Origin of the sequence: Pseudomonas fontis (assembly GCF_028656955.1) — a bacterium.
Taxonomy (GTDB): Bacteria; Pseudomonadota; Gammaproteobacteria; order Pseudomonadales; family Pseudomonadaceae; genus Aquipseudomonas; species Aquipseudomonas fontis.
Genome location: NZ_JAMDGY010000098.1, coordinates 15,053 through 37,958 on the forward strand (window position 1 = coordinate 15,053; position 22,906 = coordinate 37,958).

A 22,906-nucleotide genomic window follows, 5' to 3' on the forward strand; every position below is an offset into this window, starting at 1 on the left:
GGCCCGAAGCGCTTGGATAGTGTGAAGCCCCCGACCTCACGGGGCTTCATGAAAGGACTATCCAAGATGGCTGACAATCAACAAATCCTCAGCACCAACACCGCCGCTGTCGTCGAGCAATCGCTGATGGCGTTCGGCGCCGGCATGTCGTACCAGAGCCGTACCGATGCCAAGAACACCTTCCAGTTCGCATCGCTGGTCGCCAGTAAAAAGTACAACGAAGAAAGCGAAAGCGAAGCCTGGTTCGATGAGTTCCTGAAGGTCATGGGCGACTGCGGCTGGGGTACCGCCCAGCGCAAATATGAGCGTGAGACCGCGTCCTCGCAACAGCTCACCCTGGGCGCCGTTGCCTTCAAGGTCTTCAAGGGGATGGGCACGCTTTTGGTCGGTGGCCCATTGGGCGCAGCGTTGAACTCGCTGGCGCAGGGTGCGCTGGAAAAACTGGGCATGGTCACCGAAGCCCAGGACGTGTTCAAACGCAACGTCAGCACCAAGAGCAGCGCCGTCGTAGGCCTGGCATCGTGCATTGAAACCAGCTCTGGCGAAATGGTGCTGGGCATGAGCGCGCTCACCACCGGCTCTGCGCAACACGACCTGGATGTGGTGGTGTTCGAGTGGAAGAGCACCTCGCGTGAATACTACGCCGGCATGGCAATGCTGGTGTTCAACAAAACCCTCTATGACTACGTGCGCAGCACGGTTGAAAGCAAGCTGGGCGAGCGCACCAAAACCAAGGTTCTGGATTACGACATCTGATCGCGGGCGGGAGGGCCCGCAAGGCGGGCCGTCTCGTTTTTTCGACGCAAGGACGGACAGCATGATGAAACAGGATGCTTATGCGTTGTGGCTCGACGGCGGCTCGCTGTTGCTGGTTGCCGACGCCGTACCCGCTGAACAACGCCAGGCGGTGCTCGACAGCCTGCTTTACGCACAGCTGGTGGCGGACAAGCAGCAGGGCTCGCGCTTTACCCAGTTCAAGGAGTGGTATGGCGACTACCGTCAAATGCTCCCCCGGTTCGGCTGGACCCTGACGCAGTTTTTTCACGATAACCGGCCGGCCCGGGACTGCGCCTTGCTGGTACCGGCACAACCCCTGCAATTGTGGTTGGCGACTCGCCTGGCGAATGCCGACACGTTGCTGGCGAAGGGGCTGGAACGCTTGCAGCAGAACGCCGAGGCCAGTGCCAGTTTGCGCAGCTTTGCCTGCGCGGCAGGCGAGAGCGGGACCCAGGTGACGCTGGAGGTCGGCCTGGTGTTGCCGGGGCCGATGATCCATGTGTGCAGCGTGAGCGTCGGCAGCTCGCTGGCCTTGGCGCACATCGAATTCGACAAGCCGCTGGGCGAGATGCTCTCGGGTGACCTTCAGGTCCGGGGATTCTCGGCCTTCCTCGACATGGCCCGCTTCGCCACGCATGCCGTCAACCTGCGCGCGCTCATTGAGAAGAAGCAGCAAACGCGCAGCTATCAATCCACGTTCGGGACCTTGCTCGAAGGAGCCCAGCATGACTAACCCACAAGCCGCCGTAGTCGGCTTCAGCGTGATGTCCTTCCTGCCCGGTGTAACCCCCGCGCAAAGAGACTCGGTGCAACTGGCCGCACTGATGGCCGAGCGGGTGACCCGCAGTGGTTACGATCAAGGGCATGTCCAGGACTGGTACGGCTACTACCGCAACCAGCTGAAGTACCTGGGCTGGGACGCGGTGCCAGCCGAAGAGGCCCATTGGCCCGGTCGCGAGCGCCCGGAACTGGTCGACCAGGCGCTGCGCAGGATCGACGCAACCGCAGGCGAACACTTTGCAAGCGTGACCAGATTGGCGCTGGAAGGGCTGCAGGCCGATCTCTCGGTCACACTCCAGCTTGAGCAGCGTTGCCAGTCCCAGGGGATTTTCCAGCTGTTGCCCTGCGGCCCGGCCAAAGGTGGGTACGTGGACATGCTGGTGTACCACGAGTCGGGGCAGAAGTCGGTGTTCAGCACGGGTTTTGCGTTTCGTGAGCGCAGCCAGCTCTCGGTGCGCGCGGAGCTGGTGCGTTTCAATACGCGACTGTTTGACCAGCAGCACAAGAGCAAGGTGCAGCGCAGCCTTGAGAAGGTTGCGCTGAAGGAGATCCTGGAACTGAGCCGCTAGGTCAGCAGGTAACCCTTGATCCCGGTGAAGATGATCTGCGCCGCCAGGGCGCAGACGAACAGCCCCATCAGCCGGCTGACGATCTGCAGGCCCTGGTCACCGAGGATCCGCTCGATCCGGTGCGAGAGGTACAGCACCAGGCCAACGGTGAAACTGGCCAGGGCGATACTGACGATCGCCAGCAGCTTGTCGTCCCAGTGCGGCTGGCTCACGCCCATCACCAGCAAGGCACCGATGGTGCCCGGGCCGACGGTCAGCGGGATGGTCAGCGGGACGATGGTCACGTCCTGCTGCACGTTGTCGGCCTGCACCGCCGACTTGCCCTGGGCCATGCCCAATGCCGAAATGAACAGCACGCTGCCGGCGCCGATGCGGAAGGCATCCGGGGTAATCCCGAACACGCCGAAGATCACCCGCCCGAACAGGTACAGCAACACGCTGGACACCAGCACCGCGATGGCGACCTTCCAGGCCAGTTGCTTGCGCTCCTTGCTGGAGTGGCCACGGGTCAGGCTGATGAAGCAGGACAGGACGAAAAACGGGCTGTAGAGCACGAGCATCTTCAAGTAAACGCTGAACAACTCATGGAGCATGGTGTGGGCTCGTGGCTAGTGGGGCGTTGGGCAAGTGTAGTCAGTGCGATACGGGAAGTGTGGCGGGCGGCGTGGCCGGCTGCTCACGGCGCGCGACCCAGTGTTCGATCAGCTCACGCAGTTGCGACAGTTCCACCGGCTTGGCCATGTGGCCGTCCATGCCGGCCAGGCGGGCGCGTTCCTTGTGTTCGGCGAGGATATGCGCGGTCAGCGCCACCACCGGGGTGCGCCGGCGTTCGGTCTCGGCTTCCCAGGCACGCAGTTGCTGGGTGGCGGAGAAGCCATCGAGCACCGGCATCTCGCAGTCCATCAGCACCAGGTCGTACTGCCGGGACATCATGGCCTGCAAGGCCTCTTCGCCGTTGCTGGCGGTGTCCGGTTCCAGGTTGAGCTTGCCGAGCATGCCACGGATGACCTTGGTCGAAATGCTGTTGTCCTCGGCCACCAGGATGCGGAAGTCACTTGGCACATCCAGTTCGCGGATGTGCTTGGCCGGCGGCATGCCGAGCGGCTGACCTTGGCTGCGCTGGGCCAGCTCTTCGGCCAGGGTGGTCTTGAGCGTGTAGCCGGCCACCGGCTTGGCGAGTATGCGCTTGACCCCGGCATTGCGCGCAATCACCTTGCTCGGCGCGTTGCTGATGCCCGTGAGCATCACCAACAGGATGTCGTGGTTCAGGCTCGGGTCTTCCTTGATTTTCGCTGCCAACTGCATGCCGGTCATGCCCGGCATGTTCTGGTCGAGCAGCACTGCATCGAAGTAGTCGCGCAGGTGCGCCTTGGTGCGCAGCAGGGCCAGTGCCTCCTTGCCCGAGGGTACCGCGCTGACATTCATGCCCCAGGCGCTGCACTGCTGCACCAGGACCTTGCGGCAAGTGTCGTTGTCGTCCACCACCAGTACCCGCGCACCGCGCAGCGGGCCGTCGAGGTCGGCGGGCGGCTGCTCCAGGCGGTACGGGTCGAGCGGCAGGGTCATCCACAGGGTGTTGCCCTGGCTGTGGCTGGTCTTGATGCCGAACTCGCCCTGCATCAGTGCGATCAGTTGCTTGGCGATCACCAGCCCGAGGTGGCCGCCGAGCTTGTTGCTGGAGAGGAAATGCTTGCTGTGCAGTTCAGCCTGCAGCAGCGCATCGCGCTCGGCTGCGGGCATCGGTTCGCCGCTGTCCTGGACTGCCAGGCGCAGGCGCGGCGCGGTACCGCGTTGGTCGAGGGCGACCACCAGCAGGATCTCGCCCTGGTCGGTCTTCTTCAGGGCGTTTTCCAGCAGGCTCAACAGGGCCTGGCGCAGGCGCGTCGGATCGCCGCTGATGACCCGTGGCACTTGCGGCTGGGTGAAGCTGATGAGTTCGACGTTCTGCTGTTCGGCCTTGGCCCTGAAGATGCTCAGGCAGTCTTCGATCAACGCATTGAGGTCGAACTGCACATCGTCCAGCTCGATCTGCCCGGACTCCAGCTTGGAGATGTCGAGGATCTCGTTGATCAGCGTCAGCAGCTCGTTGCCGGCGCTGTGGATGGTTTGCACGTAGTCGCGCTGCTTGACCGACAGCGGCGTGCCCAGCAGCAGCTCGGTCATGCCCAGCACGCCGTTCATGGGGGTGCGGATCTCGTGGCTGATCTTGGCCAGGAACTCGGCCTTGGCATTGACCTCGGCGTCGCTGGCGGCCAGTTCGCGGCTGGCGCTGAAACGCTCTTCGCTGATGTTGCGCAGGCGTTCGCTGACCGCCAGGTTGAGCAGCAGGCCACTGAAGGCGGTCAGCCCCAGGAGGATGAACAACAGCCATTGCGCCGGTACGCGGGTCAGCCCGAGCAGTGCCGGCAGCAGCACCAGGCAGCCGACGTTGAACACCAGCATGGCCAGGCTGAACAGCCGTGCCGGGGCAAAACCCTTGTACCAGTGGTAGGAGGCGATCAGCAGCATGCTCATGCTGCCCAGTGCCACCAGCGCGTAGGTCATCAGGTTCAGCGGCAGGGTGTCGATGAACAACAGCAGCAAGCCACAGGACGACACCAGCAGCATTTCGCCGATCAGCAGGCGGCTCAGGCGCGACTGAGATCGCGGCAGGAAGAAGCGCTGGGTGAACACCAGCCCGCACAGCGTAGCCAGCAGCACGATCAGATAGGCGGCCGGGGTTTGCGCGGCATGCCACAGGCTCCACGGCCCGCTGAGGTTGAGCAGGATCAGCGCGCTGAGCAGCATCAGGCTGTGGTAGGCCGCCAGCCACAGGCTGGTGGTCGAGCGCGAATAGGTGAAGCGGATCAGGTTGTGCAGCACCAGCATGCCCAGGCAGCCGAACAGCAGGCCGAAGAGCATCGGTCGGCGTTGATCACCGGCAGCTTCCACGGCCGGTTGCAGGCTGATGCCGGGGCGCAGTTGGTGTTCGCTGACCAGGCGCAGGTAGACGTCCAGCGTGCTGTGGCTGGCCGGCAGGGAGAGCAGGTTGTCGCTGTTGCCCAGGCCGAGCAGGCCAGTGTCGCTCTTGCGCCCGTTGTGGGTCTGTTGCAGCAGTGTGTCGCCGTCCAGGACAAACAGGTCCAGGTTCGACAGGTCGGGGGCGAATACCCGCACGATCTGTTCGTGATGGCCGGGGTCCAGGCGATAGTGCAGCCACAACGCCTGGCCGGGTTCGGCGGCATTGAGCTGGGAGAGTTCGATGGGGCTGAATTGATTGCGGTAGCGTTCGGAACGCACGTCGCTGAGCTGCAGGCTGGCCTGATCGTCAAGCAATACCGCCCAACCGCTGCCGGATTCGGCCATGGCCGGGTACAGGCAGAGCAGGGTCAGCAGGCTGACGGTGAGTCCAATGGCAATCCTGAGCCAACGCAAGACGATATCCTTTCCTAGCAGAAAGCCGGTGTACAACTATGCGCGGCGGGCCAAGGCGAAGGCAAGGCCCCAGCGGGGCCTTGTCGACGATCCGGGAGCAGGGCGGCTAGCGCCACGCTGCCCCGGGGCACACCATTATTCCTGATGCTTACCACGCTCGCGGGCAATGGCGCGGTAGCCAATGTCGCTGCGGTAGAAGCTGCCGTCCCAGGAGACTTCAGCGGCCAGCTTGTAGGCTTGCTGCTGGGCGGACTCGACCGAGCTGCCCATGGCGGTGGCGCACAGCACACGGCCACCGGCGGTGACCACCTGGCCATCCTTCAGCGCGGTGCCCGCATGGAACACCTTGCCTTCCAGCTTGGCAGCGGCGTCCAGGCCGTTGATCGCGGCACCCTTGGCGTAGTCGCCCGGGTAGCCGCCAGCGGCCAGGACGATGCCCAGGCTTGGGCGCGGGTCCCATTGTGCTTCGACCTTGTCCAGCGCCTTGGCGAAGGCCGCTTCGATCAACAGCACCAGGCTCGACTCCAGGCGCAGCATGACCGGCTGGGTCTCCGGGTCGCCGAAGCGGCAGTTGAACTCGATGACTTTCGGGTTGCCGGCCTTGTCGATCATCAGCCCGGCATACAGGAAGCCGGTGTAGACGTTGCCTTCGGCGGCCATGCCATTGACGGTCGGCCAGATCACCTGGTCCATCACGCGCTGGTGCACCTCGGCGGTGACCACCGGGGCTGGCGAGTAGGCGCCCATGCCACCGGTGTTCGGGCCGGTGTCGGCGTCGCCGACGCGTTTGTGGTCCTGGCTGGTGGCCATTGGCAGGACGTTCTTGCCGTCGACCATGACGATGAAGCTGGCTTCTTCGCCGTCGAGGAACTCCTCGATGACCACGCGCGAACCGGCTTCACCGAAGGCATTGCCGGCGAGCATGTCGCGCACGGCGTCTTCGGCTTCGCCCAGGGTCATGGCGACGATCACGCCTTTGCCGGCGGCCAGGCCGTCGGCCTTGATCACGATCGGTGCGCCTTTTTCGCGCAGGTAGGCCAGGGCCGGCTCGATCTCGGTGAAGTTCTGGTAGTCAGCGGTTGGAATCTGGTGACGTGCCAGGAAGTCCTTGGTGAAAGCCTTGGAGCCTTCCAGCTGGGCGGCGCCCTTGGTTGGGCCGAAGCAATCCAGTTTGCGGCTGCGGAACAGGTCGACGACGCCGGCAACCAGCGGGCCTTCGGGGCCGACGATGGTCAGCTGGACGTTCTTTTCAGCGAAGTCGGCCAGTTGCTCCAGGGCGCTGACGTCGATGGCGACGTTTTCGCACTTGGCTTCAGTGGCCGTGCCGGCGTTGCCCGGGGCGACGAAGACTTTTTCGACGCGTGGGTCCTGGGCGACTTTCCAGGCCAGGGCGTGTTCACGACCGCCGCTACCGATGATCAAAACTTTCATGTCAAAACCTCGATGACGCAAATTCAGGGAAGTGCATGTGGCTGCTGGCTTCTGTGGGAGCTGGCCTTGCCAGCGATGCGGGCAGCGCGCAGTTGGCTGACACGGCACCGATACCATCGCCGGCAAGGCCGGCTCCCACAGAGAGCGTCGCTACATCACTTAGTGGCGGAAGTGACGCATACCGGTGAAGACCATGGCGATGCCGGCTTCGTCGGCCGCTGCAATCACCTCGGCATCACGCATCGAACCGCCTGGCTGGATCACCGCAGTGATACCGACCTTGGCCGCGTTGTCGATGCCGTCACGGAACGGGAAGAATGCATCCGAGGCCATGACCGCACCCTGCACCTGCAGGCCGGCGTGTTCGGCTTTGATCGCGGCAATGCGCGCGGAGTTCACCCGGCTCATCTGGCCCGCGCCAACGCCGATGGTCTGACGACCCTTGGCGTAGACGATGGCGTTGGACTTGACGTACTTGGCGACTTTCCAGGCGAAGATCAGGTCGTGGATTTCCTGCTCGGTCGGTGCACGCTTGGTCACCACCTTCAGGTCACCTTCGGTGATCATGCCGATGTCTCGGCTCTGTACCAGCAGGCCGCCGGTCACACGCTTGAAGTCCCAGGCAGCGGCACGCTCGGCGGACCACTCGCCACAGGCCAGCAGGCGCACATTGGCCTTGGCAGCAACCACGGCACGGGCTTCTTCGCTGATGCTCGGGGCAATGATCACTTCGACGAACTGACGCTCGACGATGGCCTTGGCGGTTTCGCCATCCAGCTCGCGGTTGAAGGCGATGATGCCGCCGAACGCCGACTCGGTGTCGGTGGCGTAGGCCAGCTCGTAGGCCTGGCGGATACCGCCTTCGGCGTCAGGGCTGACCGCCACGCCGCACGGGTTGGCGTGCTTGACGATGACGCAGGCCGGCTTGACGAAGCTTTTCACGCATTCCAGCGCAGCGTCGGTGTCGGCCACGTTGTTGTACGACAGCTCTTTGCCCTGCAGTTGAACGGCCGTGGCGATCCCGGCTTCGGCCGGCTTGGCTTCAACGTAGAACGCCGCGCTCTGGTGCGGGTTCTCGCCGTAGCGCATTTCCTGGGCCTTGACGAACTGGCTGTTGAAGGTGCGCGGGAAGTCGCTGCGGCCTTCCGTGCTCAGGGTCTCGGCGCCCTGGTCAACCGTGCCCATGTAGTTGGCGATCATGCCGTCGTAGGCGGCGGTGTGCTCGAACGCCTTGAGCATCAGGTCGAAGCGCTGGGCGTAAGTCAGGCCACCGGCCTTGAGGCTTTCCAGCACCTGGCTGTAGTCGCTGGCGTTGACCACGATGGCGACGTCTTTGTGGTTCTTGGCCGCGGAACGGACCATGGTCGGGCCGCCGATGTCGATGTTCTCGATAGCGCTCGGCAGGTCGCAACCTGGCTTGGAGATGGTCGCTTCGAACGGGTACAGGTTGACGGCGACCAGATCGATCGGCTTGATCCCGTGCTGCTCCATGATCGCGTCATCGGTGCCGCGACGGCCGAGGATACCGCCGTGGATTTTCGGGTGCAGGGTCTTGACCCGGCCGTCCATCATTTCCGCGAAGCCGGTGTAGTCGGCAACTTCGACCGCGGCAACGCCGTTGTCCTGAAGCAGCTTGAACGTACCGCCGGTCGACAGGATCTCCACCCCGAGCTGTTGCAGTTCACGGGCGAATTCGAGGATCCCGGTCTTGTCGGAGACACTGATCAAGGCACGGCGGATCGGCAGGCGGGTAGTCTGGTCGGTCATTTCAGATTCCATAACGCGGTGGAGTCAGCAAAAAAGGCGACCTCATTATCTGGGAGCCGCCTTTTCTGGTTTGGATTCGTGCTTAGAGCAAGTCGTACTGCTTGAGTTTCTTGCGCAAGGTGCCCCGATTGAGCCCAAGGAGTTCGCTGGCCTTGGTCTGGTTGCCCTTCACGTAATTCATCACGCTTTCGAGCAAGGGGGCTTCGACTTCGGAGAGGACCAGGTTGTACACGTCCGTGACAGCCGCACCCTCGAGGTGCGCGAAGTAGTTGTGCAGCGCCTTTTCCACACTTCCGCGAAGGGTCTGTCCCTCTTCGCTGGGGGTATTCAGGTGCTGTTTCAGGTTGACGTTGTCGCTCACGGGCGTTGTTCCACTCACTAATGTCTCGGTCATCATCGTCATGCAGCCACCCCTTGTCCGTCCTCTGTCTCAAGGCTCTGTTCACATTCTTGCAAGTAGCTGCGAATGTCGGCGCATTGCGCGTGTGTCTCTTCCAAACGATTGAACCGGGCTCGGAACTCCTTTGCGCCCGGTAGTGTTGCCAGGTACCAGCCAACATGCTTGCGGGCAATACGTACGCCCATCACATCGCCATAGAAGGCGTGCAGCGCCGCCAGGTGCTCCAGCAGGATGCGTTGCACTTCTTCCAGGCCTGGCGCCGGCAGTAGTTCACCGGTGCGCAGGTAATGCTCGGTCTCGCGGAATATCCACGGCCGCCCTTGGGCAGCCCGGCCAATCAGCAGACCGTCGGCACCGGTGGCAGCAAGTACCTGTCGGGCCTTTTCTGGCGAGGTGATGTCGCCATTGGCAAAAACCGGGATGGACACCGCCTGCTTGATCGCAGCGATGGTGTCGTACTCGGCTTCGCCGGTGTACAGGTCGGCGCGTGTGCGGCCGTGGACGGCCAGCGCCTGGATGCCGGCCTGCTCGGCAATTTTCGCGACGATCAGGCCATTTTTGTTCGACCGGTCCCAGCCGGTACGGATCTTCAGGGTCACCGGCACGTCCACGGCGGCTACCACCGCATGGACGATCTCGCTGACCAGTGCTTCATCTTTCAATAAAGCAGAGCCTGCAGCTTTGTTGCAGACTTTTTTTGCCGGGCAGCCCATGTTGATGTCGATGATCTGCGCGCCCATCTCGACGTTGGCCCGGGCCGCCGCCGCGAGCATCTGCGCGTCGCCACCGGCGATCTGTACCGAGCGTGGCTCGGGATCACCTTCGTGGATCATGCGCAGACGCGACTTGTGGGTGTTCCACAAGCTCATGTCGCTGCTGACCATCTCCGACACCACCAGGCCTGCACCCATCCGTCGGCAGAGCTGACGGAAAGGCTGGTCCGTGACCCCGGCCATGGGGGCGAGGATCAGGTTGTTCTGCAGTGTGTATGGGCCGATGCGTACCGCCGACATAGGAGTTCCCTGTTGTGGGGCCGGATCATTAGAGTTCGAAAAAGGGTGGGCATGATACCCGCTCTCGGTGACCGGATAAAGGTCGATTTGGATAAAATCTGAACAACTGCGGCGTTATGCCCGGGAGTTTGAGACGCGCCGCTGGCGCCGTGAATCAGGCGCCAGGCCCGGGTTTTACTCCGGGGAGCGGAAACTGAGGCTGTAGTTCACCGCTTTCGGGCCCGGATCGAGGATGTCCAGGGCGATGTGGATCGGGGTCTGGCTGGGCATCTCGCCGCTGCCGGCCAGTTCGCCACTCAGGTACTCGCCAGGCTTGAAGCGACGGCTGGCGATCAGCTGGCCGTTGAGGTCGGCGAAACGCAGCTCAAGCAAGGGGAATGGCTGCGAGAACGGCGCACGATTGTAGATGATCGCGTCCACAATCAAGGCGCCGCTGAAGTCCGGGTGGCTGCGCACCACCAGGTTGCTGCTCTTGATGCGCGAGATATCGACCTTCGATGGCACCTTGCAGCCCAGGCTCGGGCACAGCTGCTGGAACCACGGGCGGTACTGGTCCTGACGGGCCAGTTCATCAAAATGGTAGGCGATGTACTGGCCTGCCAGGGCAGCCGATGCCAGCAGGATCAGCAGGCTCCAGAGCAGGCGGCGGCCCCAGTTGGAGCGCGGCTTTTGCCACTCCAGCTGCAGCGGGTCGTCGACCAGGTCGACCAGGGCTTCCTTGCGCGGGCGCGCGGGCAGTACGCCCAGGTCCGGCTCGTGGCGGTTGTTTGGCGCCTCGACTGCATCGATGTCGGCGTCATCGCGGGCCGATAGACGTTGCTCCAGCACCGGCTCGTGGGCCTGGTCATGCTCGGGGTGGTGCGGGTGTGCTTCGGGCGCGCTGACAGGCGGCTCGTCGTCCAGGTCGCCAAGGTCCAGCGACATGGTCGGTTCAGTGCGCTCGCCGGGCTGGTGCGGCTCGCTCGCTGCCGGCTGCTCGATCAAGGGTGGTGACGGTTCGTCCGGCACTTCAGGCTCGACCAGGGGGCTTTCGCGCTCGTCGGCAGGGGTGCTGAACAGGCTGTCCGGGAAGTGCGTATCGTCGCTGTCCGGGCCGTCGCGACGGGCGCTGAGGCTGTCTTCGCGGGGCGGCGAAGCCTTGAAATCAAGGCTTGGCTGGATCTCGCGCTGCTCCAGGCGAGCCAGCTCCTGGTCCAGGTCGAGCTGGTCCAGGTCGACTTCGGTGGATGACCACTGCGCCTGGCTGGCTGCTGGCGGCGCTTCAGGCGCTGGCGGCTCGACCAGCGGGGCAGGTGGGGGCGCGGCTGGCGTCGGGCTGCTGGCTGGCGGGGCGACGGGTTGCTCGCTCACGACCACGGCGCTGCTCGCCTCGCTTTGCTCGAGCAATTGCTTGGCGGCGTTGAACACCTGCAGGCAATTGCCGCAACGGACCACGCCGCGAGCCACGCTCAGCTGAGTATGGCTGACGCGAAAGCTGGTCTGGCAATGCGGGCACTGGGTGACGAAACTGTCGGTCATGCGGCGGTCCGGGGTAGGCGAAGGTCTATTCTAGGCGCACTCAGCGGCGCCGACCACTGATGCGTACCCAGCCGTCGCGCACGGCGATCGGGTCCAGGTCGAAGTCTTTGGCGTAAGCGGTGGCGACGTCTTCGCCCTGTTCGGCGAGGATCCCCGAAAGGGCCAGCAGGCCACCAGGGCGCACCAGGCCAGAGAGTTGCGGCGCCAGCGATACCAGCGGGCCGGCGAGGATGTTGGCGACCAGCACGTCAGCCTGCATGGCCGGCATGTCTTCGGGCAGGTACAGCGGGAAGTTCGCCGCGTCGATGCCGTTGCGCCCGGCGTTGTCGCGGGAGGCTTCCAGGGCTTGCACGTCGATGTCGGTGCCCACGGCGCGGCGTGCGCCGAGCAGCAGGGCGGCGATGGCGAGGATGCCCGAGCCGCAGCCGAAGTCGAGTACGTCAGTGCCCTTGAGGTCCTGGCCGTCGAGCCATTCCAGGCACAGTGCGGTGGTCGGGTGGGTGCCGGTGCCGAAGGCCAGGCCCGGGTCGAGCAGCAGGTTGACCGCCTCGGGTTCCGGCGCGGCGTGCCAGCTTGGCACGATCCACAGGCGCTGACCGAAGCGCATCGGCTGGAAGTTGTCCATCCAGCTGCGTTCCCAGTCCTGGTCTTCGATGACCTCGGCCTGGTGTTCCGGCAGCTCGGCGCCGGTCATCAGTTGCAGGTGGGCGAACACCGCAGCAGGCTCGGCGTCGGCTTCGAACAGCGCGAGCAGGTGGGTGTGCGACCACAGCGGGGTGGTGTTGAGGTCCGGCTCGAAGATTGGCTGGTCTTCGGCGTCCATGAAGGTCACGGAGACGGCGCCAACTTCCAGCAGGGCGTCTTCGTAGGTTTCGGCTTGTTCCGGGCTGATAGCCAGACGTACTTGCAGCCAGGGCATGGCGGGCACCTTTGGGTAATTCACTGAGGCAGCGCTACAGGCTGCGAAGAAGCCCGCCAGTTTACTTGAGTGTGCCGGGTTTGTCTGGTGTGTTGCGGGCTGCCCATCGCTGGCAAGGCCAGCCCCCACAGTAATGTGGACGCAAAAAAAAGACCCCGGTCGTCACGACCGGGGTCTCTTTCACATCACTCTGAAATCAGTTCTGCTCAGCGAGCTTGTGTTCCAGGTAGTGAATGTTGACGCCGCCTTTGCAGAAACCTTCATCACGCACCAGGTCGCGGTGCAGCGGGATGTTGGTCTTGATGCCGTCGACGACGATCTCGTCCAGGGCATTGCGCATGCGCGCCATCGCTTCGTCACGGTCTTTGCCGTAGGTGATCAGCTTGCCGATCAACGAATCGTAGTTCGGTGGAACGGCATAGCCACTGTACAGGTGCGAGTCGACGCGAACGCCGTTGCCGCCTGGGGCGTGGAAGTGCTTGACCGTGCCTGGGCTTGGAATGAACTTCTTCGGGTCTTCGGCGTTGATCCGGCACTCTAGCGAGTGACCACGGATAACCACGTCGTCCTGGGTGTACGACAGCTTGTTGCCAGCGGCGATGCTGAGCATCTCCTTGACGATGTCGATACCAGTGACCATCTCCGAAACCGGGTGCTCTACCTGCACGCGCGTGTTCATCTCGATGAAGTAGAACGCGCCATTCTCGTAGAGGAACTCGAAGGTTCCGGCGCCACGGTAGCCGATGTCAACGCACGCCTTGACGCAACGGGCGAAGACTTCCTGGCGGGCTTTCTCGTCGATGCCCGGGGCCGGGGCTTCTTCCAGTACCTTCTGGTGGCGGCGCTGCAGCGAGCAGTCGCGGTCACCCAGGTGAATGGCGTTGCCCTGGCCGTCGGACAGCACCTGGACTTCCACGTGACGTGGGTTGGTCAGGAACTTCTCCAGGTAGACCATCGGGTTGCCGAAAGCGGCGCCCGCTTCGCTACGGGTCAGGATCGCGGAAGCGATCAGGTCTTCTTCCTTGTGCACCACGCGCATGCCGCGACCACCGCCGCCGCCAGCGGCCTTGATGATCACCGGGTAGCCGACTTCACGGCCGATGCGCAGGGCTTCTGTCTCGTCTTCCGGCAGCGGGCCGTCGGAACCTGGAACAGTCGGCACGCCGGCTTTGATCATCGCGTCCTTGGCCGATACCTTGTCGCCCATCAGGCGAATGGTGTCGGCTTTCGGGCCAATGAAGGCGAAGCCGGAGTTCTCTACCTGTTCGGCGAAATCAGCGTTCTCTGCGAGGAAGCCATAGCCTGGGTGAATGGCGGTGGCGCCAGTCACTTCGGCCGCAGCGATGATCGCCGGGATGTGCAGGTAGGATTGGCTCGCCGAAGCCGGGCCAATGCACACCGACTCGTCGGCCAGGCCCAGGTGCATCAGTTCGCGGTCAGCCGTGGAGTGCACGGCCACGGTCTTGATGCCCAGCTCTTTACAGGCACGCAGGATCCGCAGGGCAATTTCGCCACGGTTGGCGATCAGGACTTTTTCCAACTTTGCAGACATCGTTGGCTCTCCGCGGTTCAAACGATGGTGAACAGCGGCTGGTCGAACTCAACCGGCTGGCCGTCTTCTACCAGGATGGACTCGATCACACCGCTGGTTTCAGCTTCGATGTGGTTCATCATCTTCATGGCTTCGACGATGCACAGGGTGTCGCCTTTCTTCACGGTCTGGCCGACTTCAGCGAAGGCTGGCGAGGTTGGCGAGGCTTTGCGGTAGAAGGTGCCGACCATTGGCGAACGGGCAACGGTGCCGTTCAGCTTAGGGGCAGCAGGCGCTTCTGCGGCAGCCGGGGCAGCAGCCACAGGCGCGGCGACCGGAGCAGCAGCCATCGGGGCTGGTGCGTAGTATTGCTGGGCTGGGGTCTTGCTGTGGCGGCTGATACGTACGGACTCTTCGCCTTCCTTGATCTCCAGCTCGTCGATGCCAGACTCTTCCAGCAGTTCGATCAGTTTCTTGACTTTACGGATATCCATTAATCATCAACTCCCAAGGTTCGGACAGGGGGCGTATAAACGTGTATTCAAACGTTTCTACAAGCCAGGCCAAAGGGGCCAGGCCTTCGTTATTAGGGCTTGCTGTTCACAGCCAGCTGTTCCAGGGCAGACTCCAGGGCCAAGCGGTAACCGCTGGCGCCCAGGCCGCAGATCACCCCTACTGCAACGTCGGAGAAGTAGGAGTGGTGGCGAAAAGACTCGCGCTTGTGCACGTTGGACAAATGCACTTCGATGAATGGGATGCTCACCGCCAGCAACGCGTCACGTAATGCGACACTTGTGTGCGTGAAAGCCGCCGGATTGATCAGGATGAAGTCCACGCCTTCGTTGCGTGCGGCGTGAATGCGGTCGATCAGCTCGTACTCGGCATTGCTTTGCAGGTACTGCAGATGGTGGCCAGCGGCACGGGCACGCTGCTCCAGGTCCTGGTTGATCTGGGCCAGGGTCACCGCGCCATACACACCAGGCTCGCGGGTGCCGAGCAGGTTCAGGTTGGGGCCATGCAGCACCAGTAGGGTAGCCATCTGCGGTTCCTTTGATTGTCGGGCAATATACGTAGCGCGGCGACTATGCCGCAAAGCGCCGAGCCCTGTCCAGTTACCTGCAATAGCCAGCACGATGACCGAGATTCACGCAAAATATATGACTATTTTGTTAAGTTCGGTCATCGGGGCCGCTTTTCAGGCGGCCCCAGCAGTTATAGACCGACTTCGCGGCGAATGCGCGTCAGATGCGCGGCAAATTCGCCGGCGTTTGTCTCGCCTACCACCCGTGCGTCGGTTTTTTCGCTGCCGTTCGCTGCAAAGAACAGCAGCGCCGGGGGCCCGAACAGTTGGTAGCGGTCGAGCAGGGCGCGTTGTTCGGCGCTGCTCTGGGTGATGTCGAAACGTACCAGGCGATAAGCTTGCAGTTGTTCGACCACGGGGGCGGCGTTGAGCACTTCGTGCTCGATCACCTTGCAGCTGATGCACCAGTCGGCATACCAGTCCAGAACCACCGGCTGGCCGGCGGCCTTGGCCTCGGCCAGCAGGCTGTCGAGGGCGGCCGGGGTGTCGACGGTCTGCCATTGATCGGCGCTTGGTGCGCCGGGTCCGCTAACAGCCGGTGCAGCCGTGCCAGCCAGGGGCCGGAACGGGTCGGTTTGCCCGCTGTAGGCGCCGTACCAGCAGGTCAGTGCGTAGAACAGCAGGAACAGGCCGAGCACCTGGGCCAGGCGCTGGCGGCTGGTCTTCACGCCGAACTCCAATGCGCCAAGGAACACCGCGACGCCAGCGGCCAGCAGGCCGACCAGCAGCAGGGTCACCTGGCCGGGCAGCACGCGGCTGAGCAGGCCGATGGCCAGGCCCAGCAGCAGCACGCCGATGGCATTTTTCACGGTGTTCAGCCAGGCCCCGCTTTTCGGCAGCCAGGCCGCGCCGCCGGTGGCCACCAGCAGCAGCGGGGCGCCCATGCCCAGGCCCAGGGCAAACAGTTTCAGGCCACCGCCCAAGGCGTCGCCGCTGGCGCTTATATAAAGCAGCGCACCGGCCAGTGGCGCCGAGACGCAGGGTGAGACCAGCAGGCTTGAGACCACGCCCAGTACGGCGGCGCCGAGCAGCGAGCCGCCCTTGGTCTGCCCGGCGATGCGGTCCAGGCGGTTGCTCACGGCGTGGGGCAGTTTCAACTCGAACAGGCCGAACATGGCCAGGGCGAACACCACGAAGAACAGCGCGAAGGGCACCAGCACCCAGGCCGATTGCAGGCGGGCCTGCAAGTTGAGGCTGGCGCCGAACAGGCCCATCAGCGCACCGAGCAGGGCGAAGCAGGCGGCCATCGGCAGCACGTAGGCCAGCGACAGGCTGAAACCGCGCCAGCCGCCGACCTGGCCGCGCAAGACCACGCCGGAAAGAATCGGCAGCATTGGCAGCACGCACGGGGTGAAGGTCAGGCCGATACCGGCGAGGAAGAACAGCGCCAGCTCTTTCCAGGTCCAGGCCTTGCTGGGCGTGGCGGGCAGGTCAGCGGGCGCTGCACCGATCCCGTCGATGCTCAGGCGTTCGGTTTCTGGCGGGTAGCACAGGCCCTTGTCGGCGCAGCCCTGGTAGGTGACCACCAGGGTGAACGGGCGCTTGTCGGCGGTGCGTGGCAGGTCTATGTCGACGATGTTGTGGTAGACCTGGACATCGCCGAAGAACTCGTCGTGCTTGGCTTCGCCAGCGGGCAGTTGCGCGGTGCCGAGGGCGATGTCGGCCGGCTCGGTACGGAACTGGAAGCGGTGGCGGTAGAGGTAATAGCCTTCGGTGGGCACGAAGCGCAGCTTGATGCCGTCGGCGTTGCCCTGGATCAGGTTGAGCTTGAAGGCTTCGCGTACCGGCAGGAAGTCGGCGCTGTTGTTCAGCGTGGGGGCACCGAAGGTGGCGCTGGGGCGGCTGTCGAGCAGGCCGGCACCGACGGCGGGCCAGGCCAGGACCAAAAGCAGGAGGCAGAGCAGGCGACGCATGAGCAGTCTCGCTGGGTGAACGTGGCTGCATGATAGCGGATATGACGCTTTGGGGCGTGTACGCCGGTCCCGCCGCAGCCAATCGCCGGCAAGGCCGGCTCCCACAATGGACGGCGTGATACACAAACGTGTGGGAGCCGGCCTTGCCGGCGATAGGGCCCTGCCAGGCGATATCACACCCGAAACGCGCGCACCGCCGTATTCAACTCACCACCCAGGCGCAGCAACTGCTCACCCTGCTCACGACCTTCACCAATCCGCTGCAGGTTGTCTTCACCCAGGCCATGAATCCGCTCGCTGTGGTCGCGAATCTCGCTCACCGCGCCACTCTGCTGCGCCGTCACATCGGCAATGCGCACCGCCGTGTCGGCAATCGTCTGGATTGCCGCGACGATTTCATCCAGCGCACCATCAGCCTTCTGCGCCTGATCCGCGGTCGCCTCGGCATGCTCCAACTGCGCCCGCATACCCTCGACCGACTCCCGGGCCGCCAGCTGCAAGCGCTCGATCAACGCCTGAATCTCCGCCGTCGCCCCGGTGGTGCGCTGCGCCAGCGAGCGCACTTCCTCCGCCACCACGGCAAAGCCACGGCCCATCTCGCCGGCCCGCGCCGCTTCAATCGCCGCGTTCAACGCCAACAAGTTGGTCTGCTCGGCAATCGAGCGAATCACCGTCAGCACCCCGCCAATGGTCGCCGACTCCTGCGCCAGCCCCTCGATCATCTGCGCGTTGCCCTGCACCTCGTCCACCAGCGTGCGCAACCCGGCCAAGCTCTGGCCGATCACCGCCTGGCCCTGCTCAACCGCCCGCCCGGCATCGCGGCTGGCGTCGGCGGCCTGGCTGGCATCACCGGCGACCTGAACAATGGTCGCCTCAAGTTCACCCAGGGCATCGCGAATCTGCGCGGTATCACCAGCTTGACGCTCGGCGCCATCGTGCAATGCACTGCTCATCCCGGCCAGGGCATGGCTGCTGCCAGCCACCTGTTCGGCATTGCTGCGAATGGTCCCGACCAGTTCCACCAGGTACGCCCGCAGGCGGTTCAGCGAATCCTGAATGTCATGCATCTCTCGGTTGCTGCGGCCCAGCGCAATGGCCTGGCTGAAGTCGCCGCCAGCCCAGTGCGACAAGGCCGGTGCCAGGTTGGTCAGCACCCGCGCCAGGCGCCGCTGCAAGGTGTCGATCAACAAGGCGATCAGCAGGATCAGGCCGATCATCAAGCCCTGGATGATCCGCACCTCGCCCTGGATCTCGCCATGCTGGCTGCGCACGCTGGGCTCCAGTTCGGCGATCGCCTGCTGCACGGCGGCCATGCGCGCCTGGGTGCTGTCGGCCAGTTCGGTGCGGCGCTGGATCTGCTCGCGGGTGCGCTGCAACTCGCCGGGGTAGCGATTGAGCAGGCTGTTCAGTTCGCGTTTGAGGGCCACGCCGGTGTCTTCGGCAGTCGCCTGGGTATCGCTTTCCAGGCCCATCAGCGAGGCAAAATCGTCGGCGCCGGACTCGACCGTGGCGGTCACCCCCAGCAACGGCAAGGCCTCCAGCGCCTTGGCCTGTTCGACGATCACTTGCAGCTCGCGCTCGACCTCGGCGGCCAGCTCGCTGCGCCCGCTGCTGACCAGCTTGTCGCGCGCCAGCGACAGCCGGCCCAGGTGCACGGCAGCATCCAGCAGGATCGCGCTGTAGCGCCCGGCCTCGCTATTGCCGCTGTCCCTGGCGTAGCGCGACAGTTGCTCCAGGTTCGCCCCCAGCTCACGCTCGGCCTGCAACAGCAGGGCCTGCGGGTCGCCGGCCAGCTTGCCGGCCGCGAGCAGTTCGTTGCGGGTGAAGGCTTGCAGGCTGTCCAGGCTCGGGCGCAGGCGCGCGGCGAAATCTTCCGGCAGTTGCTTGAGCTCGCCCTGCAACTCGTCGGTCGCCTGCACCGCCGTGGCATGACGCAGGGCGTCGCCGCTGTTCAGGTAGTCCTGAATATTGCGCGCCACCTGGTTCTGAAACTGCTGCGACAGCGCCAGGTAGCGCTCCATCAGCAGATAGGGCTGTTCCAGCGCACGCTGCGACCACCACAGGGTCGCCCCCAGTGCGAGGCACACGGTCACCAGTAGCAGGGTGTTCAGATTGGTCAGCAACTTCAGGCGCATGGGCAGGCTCTACCGACATCTAATTTGGTAAGCGCCTGAAGTTATTGCGTTTTTATGACGAGGTGATGACGGAGCCGAGCGTTCGGAGAAAAAAGTGGCACATGGCCGGTATTTTTACGCCTCAACCCGCTGCACGCGGTTGCGCCCGGCGCCCTTGGCCAGGTACAGCGCTTCGTCGGCGGCGGTGGCCATGCTCAGGGCGTCGAGGCCGTCGCTCAGCTCCACCACGCCGGCGCTGAAGGTGCACGACAGGTCGCGCGGCTGGGCCGGGTAGTGGATCTCGGCAAAGCGCCGGCGAATCTCGTCGAGCACCTTGTGCGCTGATTGCACGTCGGTGTTCGGCATGACAATGGCGAACTCTTCACCGCCATAGCGGCCAATGTAGTCGGTCTTGCGCAGGCGCTGCTTGAGGAACAGCGCCAGGCTCTTGATCACCCGGTCACCCATGGGGTGGCCGTGGCTGTCGTTGACCTTCTTGAAGTGGTCGATGTCGAGCATGGCAAAGCTCAGCGGGCGCTCCTCGCGGCGCGCGCGGAAGCTGCAGTCTTCAAGCAATTGCAGGATGTGCGTGTGGTTGTACAGCCCGGTCAGGCTGTCGCGGACCATCCGCGCCTTGAGGTTGCGCGCGCGCGCCGCCCGGTTGCGCACGGTGGTGATCAGGTGCCGCGAACGGATCGGCTTGGTCAGGAAGTCGTCGCCGCCCTCGCTCATGGCGTCGAGCTGCTTGTCCAGGTCGTCTTCGGCCGAGAGATAGATGATCGGCACGCTGACATAGCGATCGTTGTGGCGGATCACCTTGGCCAGCTCGGTGCCGGTGCAAGCCGGCATGTACATGTCGAGGATGATCAGGTCGGGCTGGAAGTCGGCCAGCTCCGCCATGGTCTGGATCGGGTCGATCAGGGTGCGGGTGACGATCCCGGCATTGTTCAGCAGGCGCTCGGTGTGCAGGGCCTGGGCCCGCGAGTCGTCGATGATCAGCACCTTGAACGGTTCGTACTGGGTGACGCTGGTCAGCAGCTCGACCTTCTCCAGAAGGCTCGAGGCCTCCAGGGTGCCGGTGAGGAACTCCTGGCCACCCGCGCGCACGGCGGCAAGGCGGGTTGGCGTGTCGGTTTCGTGGAGGCTGAAGAACAGCAGCGGCAAGCGCTGCTCCAGCCCCTGCTGGGCCTGCTCGGCGAGTTTCAGGCCCAGGCCCGGGCCGCCAAAGTCGACGTCCATGACAATCGTCGAAGGCAACCGCTCGCTCATCGAGGCTTCGAATTCGGCGGCGCTGTAGAGCGGCTCGACGCCCAGGCCGAAGAACTCCAGTTGCTTGGCCAGGCGCTCGGCGCGCTCGTGGTCCTGCAACATGACATAGATGGGTTTGCGCAGCGGCGGCAGTGGCACCTGCTCAAGCTGGTCGCCCTGGCGCAGGCCGGTGCGTGACAGGCGCTGCATCAGGCGGTTGAGTTCGCTGATCAGTTGGCTGCTCAGGCGCGCACTGTTGGCCTCGACCGCTTCCAGGGTCTGGCCGATGGCCTTGGCCAACTGGCTGTGTTCAGGCTGATCGAAGCGCTCGGCATAGCGTTGCAGGCGCAAATTGGCTTCGCACAGCTCGCCGAGGTCGCCGTTGGACCACTCGCTACGCTGCAAACGTTGCCAAATTTCGAGGATTTGCCGAGCCTGGTGGATGACCCGCTGGGCAAAGTGTTGCTTGAGGCGCTCACGATTCGGGTCTTCTAGCTCGGTCATGTCCTGACTACTTATTAGGGGTGAGGCATTCGAGTGATGGCTCTATGCTAGCACCACTTTCCTGGCAATCGAGTGTCTTGCATCAATTAAGTGCTTTGCTACCGAATTCAGTTCGTGACCTGCCAGTCGTTTATGCGAATCTGTGCGCTTGATTTATAGTGCAGGCACTCATGCCGTCCCCGGCGTGGCGCGTCTGCCATGAATGCCGGGTGATCGGCCGGCACCATGACCGGGGCTTGCGGTCGAACCCTGGACACGACCTGACAGAAAGGACAACGCCATGCTGGACTGGAAAAACCGTACAGGCAAAGCCGAAACGCGCGAACGGGTCGACACCCGTGGTGCTGCCACGCGCAGCTACTTCGGCGGCTTGCTGAGCCGTTCGCTGGGTGCCCTGATCGGCCTGTACCTGGTGGTGACCATCGGCCTGGGTTGGTACTGGAGCGAAGAGCCGGCGTTGTTCCCGGTCCAGCAGAACGCCCAGGCTGCCGCCGAGCGCAATGGCCAGCAGATGGTGGTGGGCTACACCACCGTCGAAACCCTCAAGACCGTGGTCGGCACCCTGCTCAACAAGCCCGGTGGCTATATCTCCAACGACCGCTTCCCGCCTGGCTTGTGGATGGACAACATGCCCAGCTGGGAATACGGCGTGCTGGTACAGGTGCGTGACCTGAGCCGTGCCCTGCGTAAAGACTTTGCCCGTTCGCAGTCGCAGTCTGCCGAAGACGCCGATCTGGCCAAGGCCGAGCCGCGTTTCAACTTCGACAACAAGAGCTGGATCCTGCCGTCGAGCGAGTCCGAGTACCAGGAAGGCATCAACTCGCTGACCCGCTACCAGAAGCGCCTGGCCTCCCCGGAACAGCAGGGTGCGCTGTTCTATACCCGGGCCGACAACCTCAACAACTGGCTGGGTGACGTTGCCACCCGCCTGGGCTCGCTGTCGCAGCGCCTGTCGGCGAGCGTCGGCCGGGTCAAGCTCAACAGCAACCTGAAGACCGAAAGCGTGGTGCCGGGCCAGGCCCCGCAGGTTGACGAGGAAGTGGTCGAAACCCCGTGGCTGCAGATCGACAACGTGTTCTACGAAGCCCGTGGCCAGGCCTGGGCGCTGTCGCACCTGCTGCGCGCCATCGAGGTCGACTTTGCCGACGTGCTGGCGAAGAAGAACGCCACGGTCAGCGTGCGCCAGATCATCCGTGAGCTGGAGGCCTCGCAAGAGCCCCTGTGGAGCCCGATGGTGCTCAACGGCAGCGGCTTCGGCATCTGGGCCAACCACTCGCTGGTCATGGCCAACTATATTTCCCGCGCCAACGCCGCAGTGATCGACCTGCGCCAGCTGCTGTCGCAAGGCTGATGCTCATCAGCCAAGCCGAGGTCGCGCACCGCGCGGCCTCTGACGCCGAACTGATCGCCTGGGTCGATGAGCAGGACACCCTGCTCGGGGCCAAGCCCCGGATCGAGCTGCGCGAGCAGGGCCTGATCGGGCGCGGCACCTACATCCTGCTGTTCAACAGTGCCGGCGAGCTGTGCGTACACCAACGTACCCTGAGCAAGGCGATCTACCCCGGTTACTGGGATGTCGCCGCCGGGGGCATGGTCGCGGCGCAGGAAAGCTATGAACAGTCTGCCGCGCGCGAGCTGGAGGAAGAGCTGGGCGTGAGCGGCGTGCCGCTGAGTTTTCACGAGCGGTTTTTCTTCGACCAGCCCGGCAACCGCCTCTGGTGCGCGGTGTTCTCGGCCGTCTGGGACGGGCCTTTGCGCCTGCAACCCGAAGAGGTCAGCCAGGCCCGGTTCGTGCCCCTGGCAACGGCCCTGGAGGAGAGCCTGCGCATCGCCTATTGCCCGGACTCGCTGGCTGCGCTGAACCGCTTCGTCGACCGTCGGGCCTGACGTCGCTAAAACTGTGCAAAATGGCGCAGTTTTGTACTTA

The 22,906-nt window shown here is 64.0% G+C and carries 19 protein-coding genes; 5 read left to right on the top strand and 14 right to left on the bottom strand.

Annotation, left to right across the window (positions count from 1 at the left end; translation table 11 throughout):
• Positions 1 to 66 precede the first annotated feature (66 nt).
• The 3 genes from M5G11_RS23820 to M5G11_RS23830 all read left to right on the top strand — a co-directional run bounded on the left by M5G11_RS23820 (position 67) and on the right by M5G11_RS23830 (position 2,126).
• The gene (locus M5G11_RS23820; RefSeq protein ID WP_273913832.1) at positions 67 to 756 is read left to right on the top strand and encodes a hypothetical protein; all 690 of its coding nucleotides are present in this window, start codon (positions 67 to 69) and stop codon (positions 754 to 756) included.
• 61 nt (positions 757 to 817) lie between these two features.
• A complete protein-coding gene (locus tag M5G11_RS23825) occupies positions 818 to 1,510 on the top strand; it encodes a hypothetical protein (protein WP_273913833.1) in 693 nt (230 codons plus the stop codon).
• On the top strand, positions 1,503 to 2,126 hold the full coding sequence (locus tag M5G11_RS23830; protein WP_273913834.1) for a hypothetical protein: 624 nt from the start codon (positions 1,503 to 1,505) through the stop codon (positions 2,124 to 2,126). The genes M5G11_RS23825 and M5G11_RS23830 overlap by 8 nt, the downstream gene beginning before the upstream one ends.
• Here M5G11_RS23830 and M5G11_RS23835 read toward each other — a convergent pair.
• The 14 genes from M5G11_RS23835 to M5G11_RS23900 form a co-directional block, all read right to left on the bottom strand.
• Complete coding sequence (locus M5G11_RS23835; protein WP_273913835.1) at positions 2,123 to 2,719, bottom strand: MarC family protein; 597 nt, start codon at positions 2,717 to 2,719, stop codon at positions 2,123 to 2,125. The genes M5G11_RS23830 and M5G11_RS23835 overlap by 4 nt on opposite strands.
• Positions 2,720 to 2,759: 40 nt before the next feature.
• Positions 2,760 to 5,540 (bottom strand): hybrid sensor histidine kinase/response regulator, encoded by a 2,781-nt coding sequence (locus tag M5G11_RS23840; protein WP_273913836.1) that lies wholly within the window; start codon positions 5,538 to 5,540, stop codon positions 2,760 to 2,762.
• Between the two features lie 135 nt (positions 5,541 to 5,675).
• Positions 5,676 to 6,971: a phosphoribosylamine--glycine ligase gene (gene purD, locus M5G11_RS23845; RefSeq protein WP_273913837.1), complete on the bottom strand. Its 1,296-nt coding sequence runs from the start codon at positions 6,969 to 6,971 to the stop codon at positions 5,676 to 5,678.
• Between the two features lie 159 nt (positions 6,972 to 7,130).
• A complete protein-coding gene (gene purH / locus M5G11_RS23850; protein WP_273913838.1) occupies positions 7,131 to 8,738 on the bottom strand; it encodes a bifunctional phosphoribosylaminoimidazolecarboxamide formyltransferase/IMP cyclohydrolase in 1,608 nt (535 codons plus the stop codon).
• Positions 8,739 to 8,820: 82 nt separating this feature from the next.
• Entirely contained in the window at positions 8,821 to 9,141 is a 321-nt protein-coding gene (fis, locus tag M5G11_RS23855; protein WP_003186237.1) for a DNA-binding transcriptional regulator Fis, read from the bottom strand.
• Positions 9,138 to 10,151 (bottom strand): tRNA dihydrouridine synthase DusB, encoded by a 1,014-nt coding sequence (gene dusB, locus M5G11_RS23860; protein ID WP_273913839.1) that lies wholly within the window; start codon positions 10,149 to 10,151, stop codon positions 9,138 to 9,140. The genes fis and dusB overlap by 4 nt, the downstream gene beginning before the upstream one ends.
• Before the next feature lie 174 nt (positions 10,152 to 10,325).
• Complete coding sequence (locus M5G11_RS23865; protein WP_273913840.1) at positions 10,326 to 11,669, bottom strand: DUF3426 domain-containing protein; 1,344 nt, start codon at positions 11,667 to 11,669, stop codon at positions 10,326 to 10,328.
• A 40-nt stretch (positions 11,670 to 11,709) separates the two neighbouring features.
• Positions 11,710 to 12,588, bottom strand: coding sequence for a 50S ribosomal protein L11 methyltransferase (prmA, locus tag M5G11_RS23870; RefSeq protein ID WP_273913841.1), 879 nt, complete (start codon positions 12,586 to 12,588; stop codon positions 11,710 to 11,712).
• A 196-nt stretch (positions 12,589 to 12,784) separates the two neighbouring features.
• On the bottom strand, positions 12,785 to 14,140 hold the full coding sequence (gene accC / locus M5G11_RS23875) for an acetyl-CoA carboxylase biotin carboxylase subunit (protein WP_273913842.1): 1,356 nt from the start codon (positions 14,138 to 14,140) through the stop codon (positions 12,785 to 12,787).
• A 17-nt stretch (positions 14,141 to 14,157) separates the two neighbouring features.
• Complete coding sequence (accB, locus tag M5G11_RS23880; RefSeq protein ID WP_273913843.1) at positions 14,158 to 14,613, bottom strand: acetyl-CoA carboxylase biotin carboxyl carrier protein; 456 nt, start codon at positions 14,611 to 14,613, stop codon at positions 14,158 to 14,160.
• Between the two features lie 92 nt (positions 14,614 to 14,705).
• Positions 14,706 to 15,158 carry a type II 3-dehydroquinate dehydratase gene (aroQ, locus tag M5G11_RS23885; RefSeq protein WP_273913844.1) on the bottom strand — a complete coding sequence of 151 codons (453 nt, stop codon included), beginning with the start codon at positions 15,156 to 15,158 and terminating at the stop codon, positions 14,706 to 14,708.
• A gap of 173 nt (positions 15,159 to 15,331) precedes the next feature.
• Entirely contained in the window at positions 15,332 to 17,113 is a 1,782-nt protein-coding gene (locus tag M5G11_RS23890; RefSeq protein ID WP_273913845.1) for a protein-disulfide reductase DsbD, read from the bottom strand.
• A gap of 173 nt (positions 17,114 to 17,286) precedes the next feature.
• Positions 17,287 to 19,248, bottom strand: coding sequence for a methyl-accepting chemotaxis protein (locus tag M5G11_RS23895; RefSeq protein WP_273913846.1), 1,962 nt, complete (start codon positions 19,246 to 19,248; stop codon positions 17,287 to 17,289).
• A gap of 114 nt (positions 19,249 to 19,362) precedes the next feature.
• Positions 19,363 to 20,979 carry a response regulator gene (locus M5G11_RS23900; RefSeq protein WP_273913847.1) on the bottom strand — a complete coding sequence of 539 codons (1,617 nt, stop codon included), beginning with the start codon at positions 20,977 to 20,979 and terminating at the stop codon, positions 19,363 to 19,365.
• A 280-nt stretch (positions 20,980 to 21,259) separates the two neighbouring features.
• Here M5G11_RS23900 and M5G11_RS23905 point away from each other — a divergent pair, with 280 nt between their 5' ends.
• Together M5G11_RS23905 and M5G11_RS23910 are read left to right on the top strand one after the other, a co-directional pair.
• Positions 21,260 to 22,330 (top strand): DUF2333 family protein, encoded by a 1,071-nt coding sequence (locus M5G11_RS23905; protein ID WP_273913848.1) that lies wholly within the window; start codon positions 21,260 to 21,262, stop codon positions 22,328 to 22,330.
• The gene (locus tag M5G11_RS23910) at positions 22,330 to 22,866 is read left to right on the top strand and encodes an NUDIX hydrolase (protein WP_273913849.1); all 537 of its coding nucleotides are present in this window, start codon (positions 22,330 to 22,332) and stop codon (positions 22,864 to 22,866) included. Before M5G11_RS23905 ends, M5G11_RS23910 begins: the two co-directional genes overlap by 1 nt.
• Positions 22,867 to 22,906: the final 40 nt, after the last annotated feature.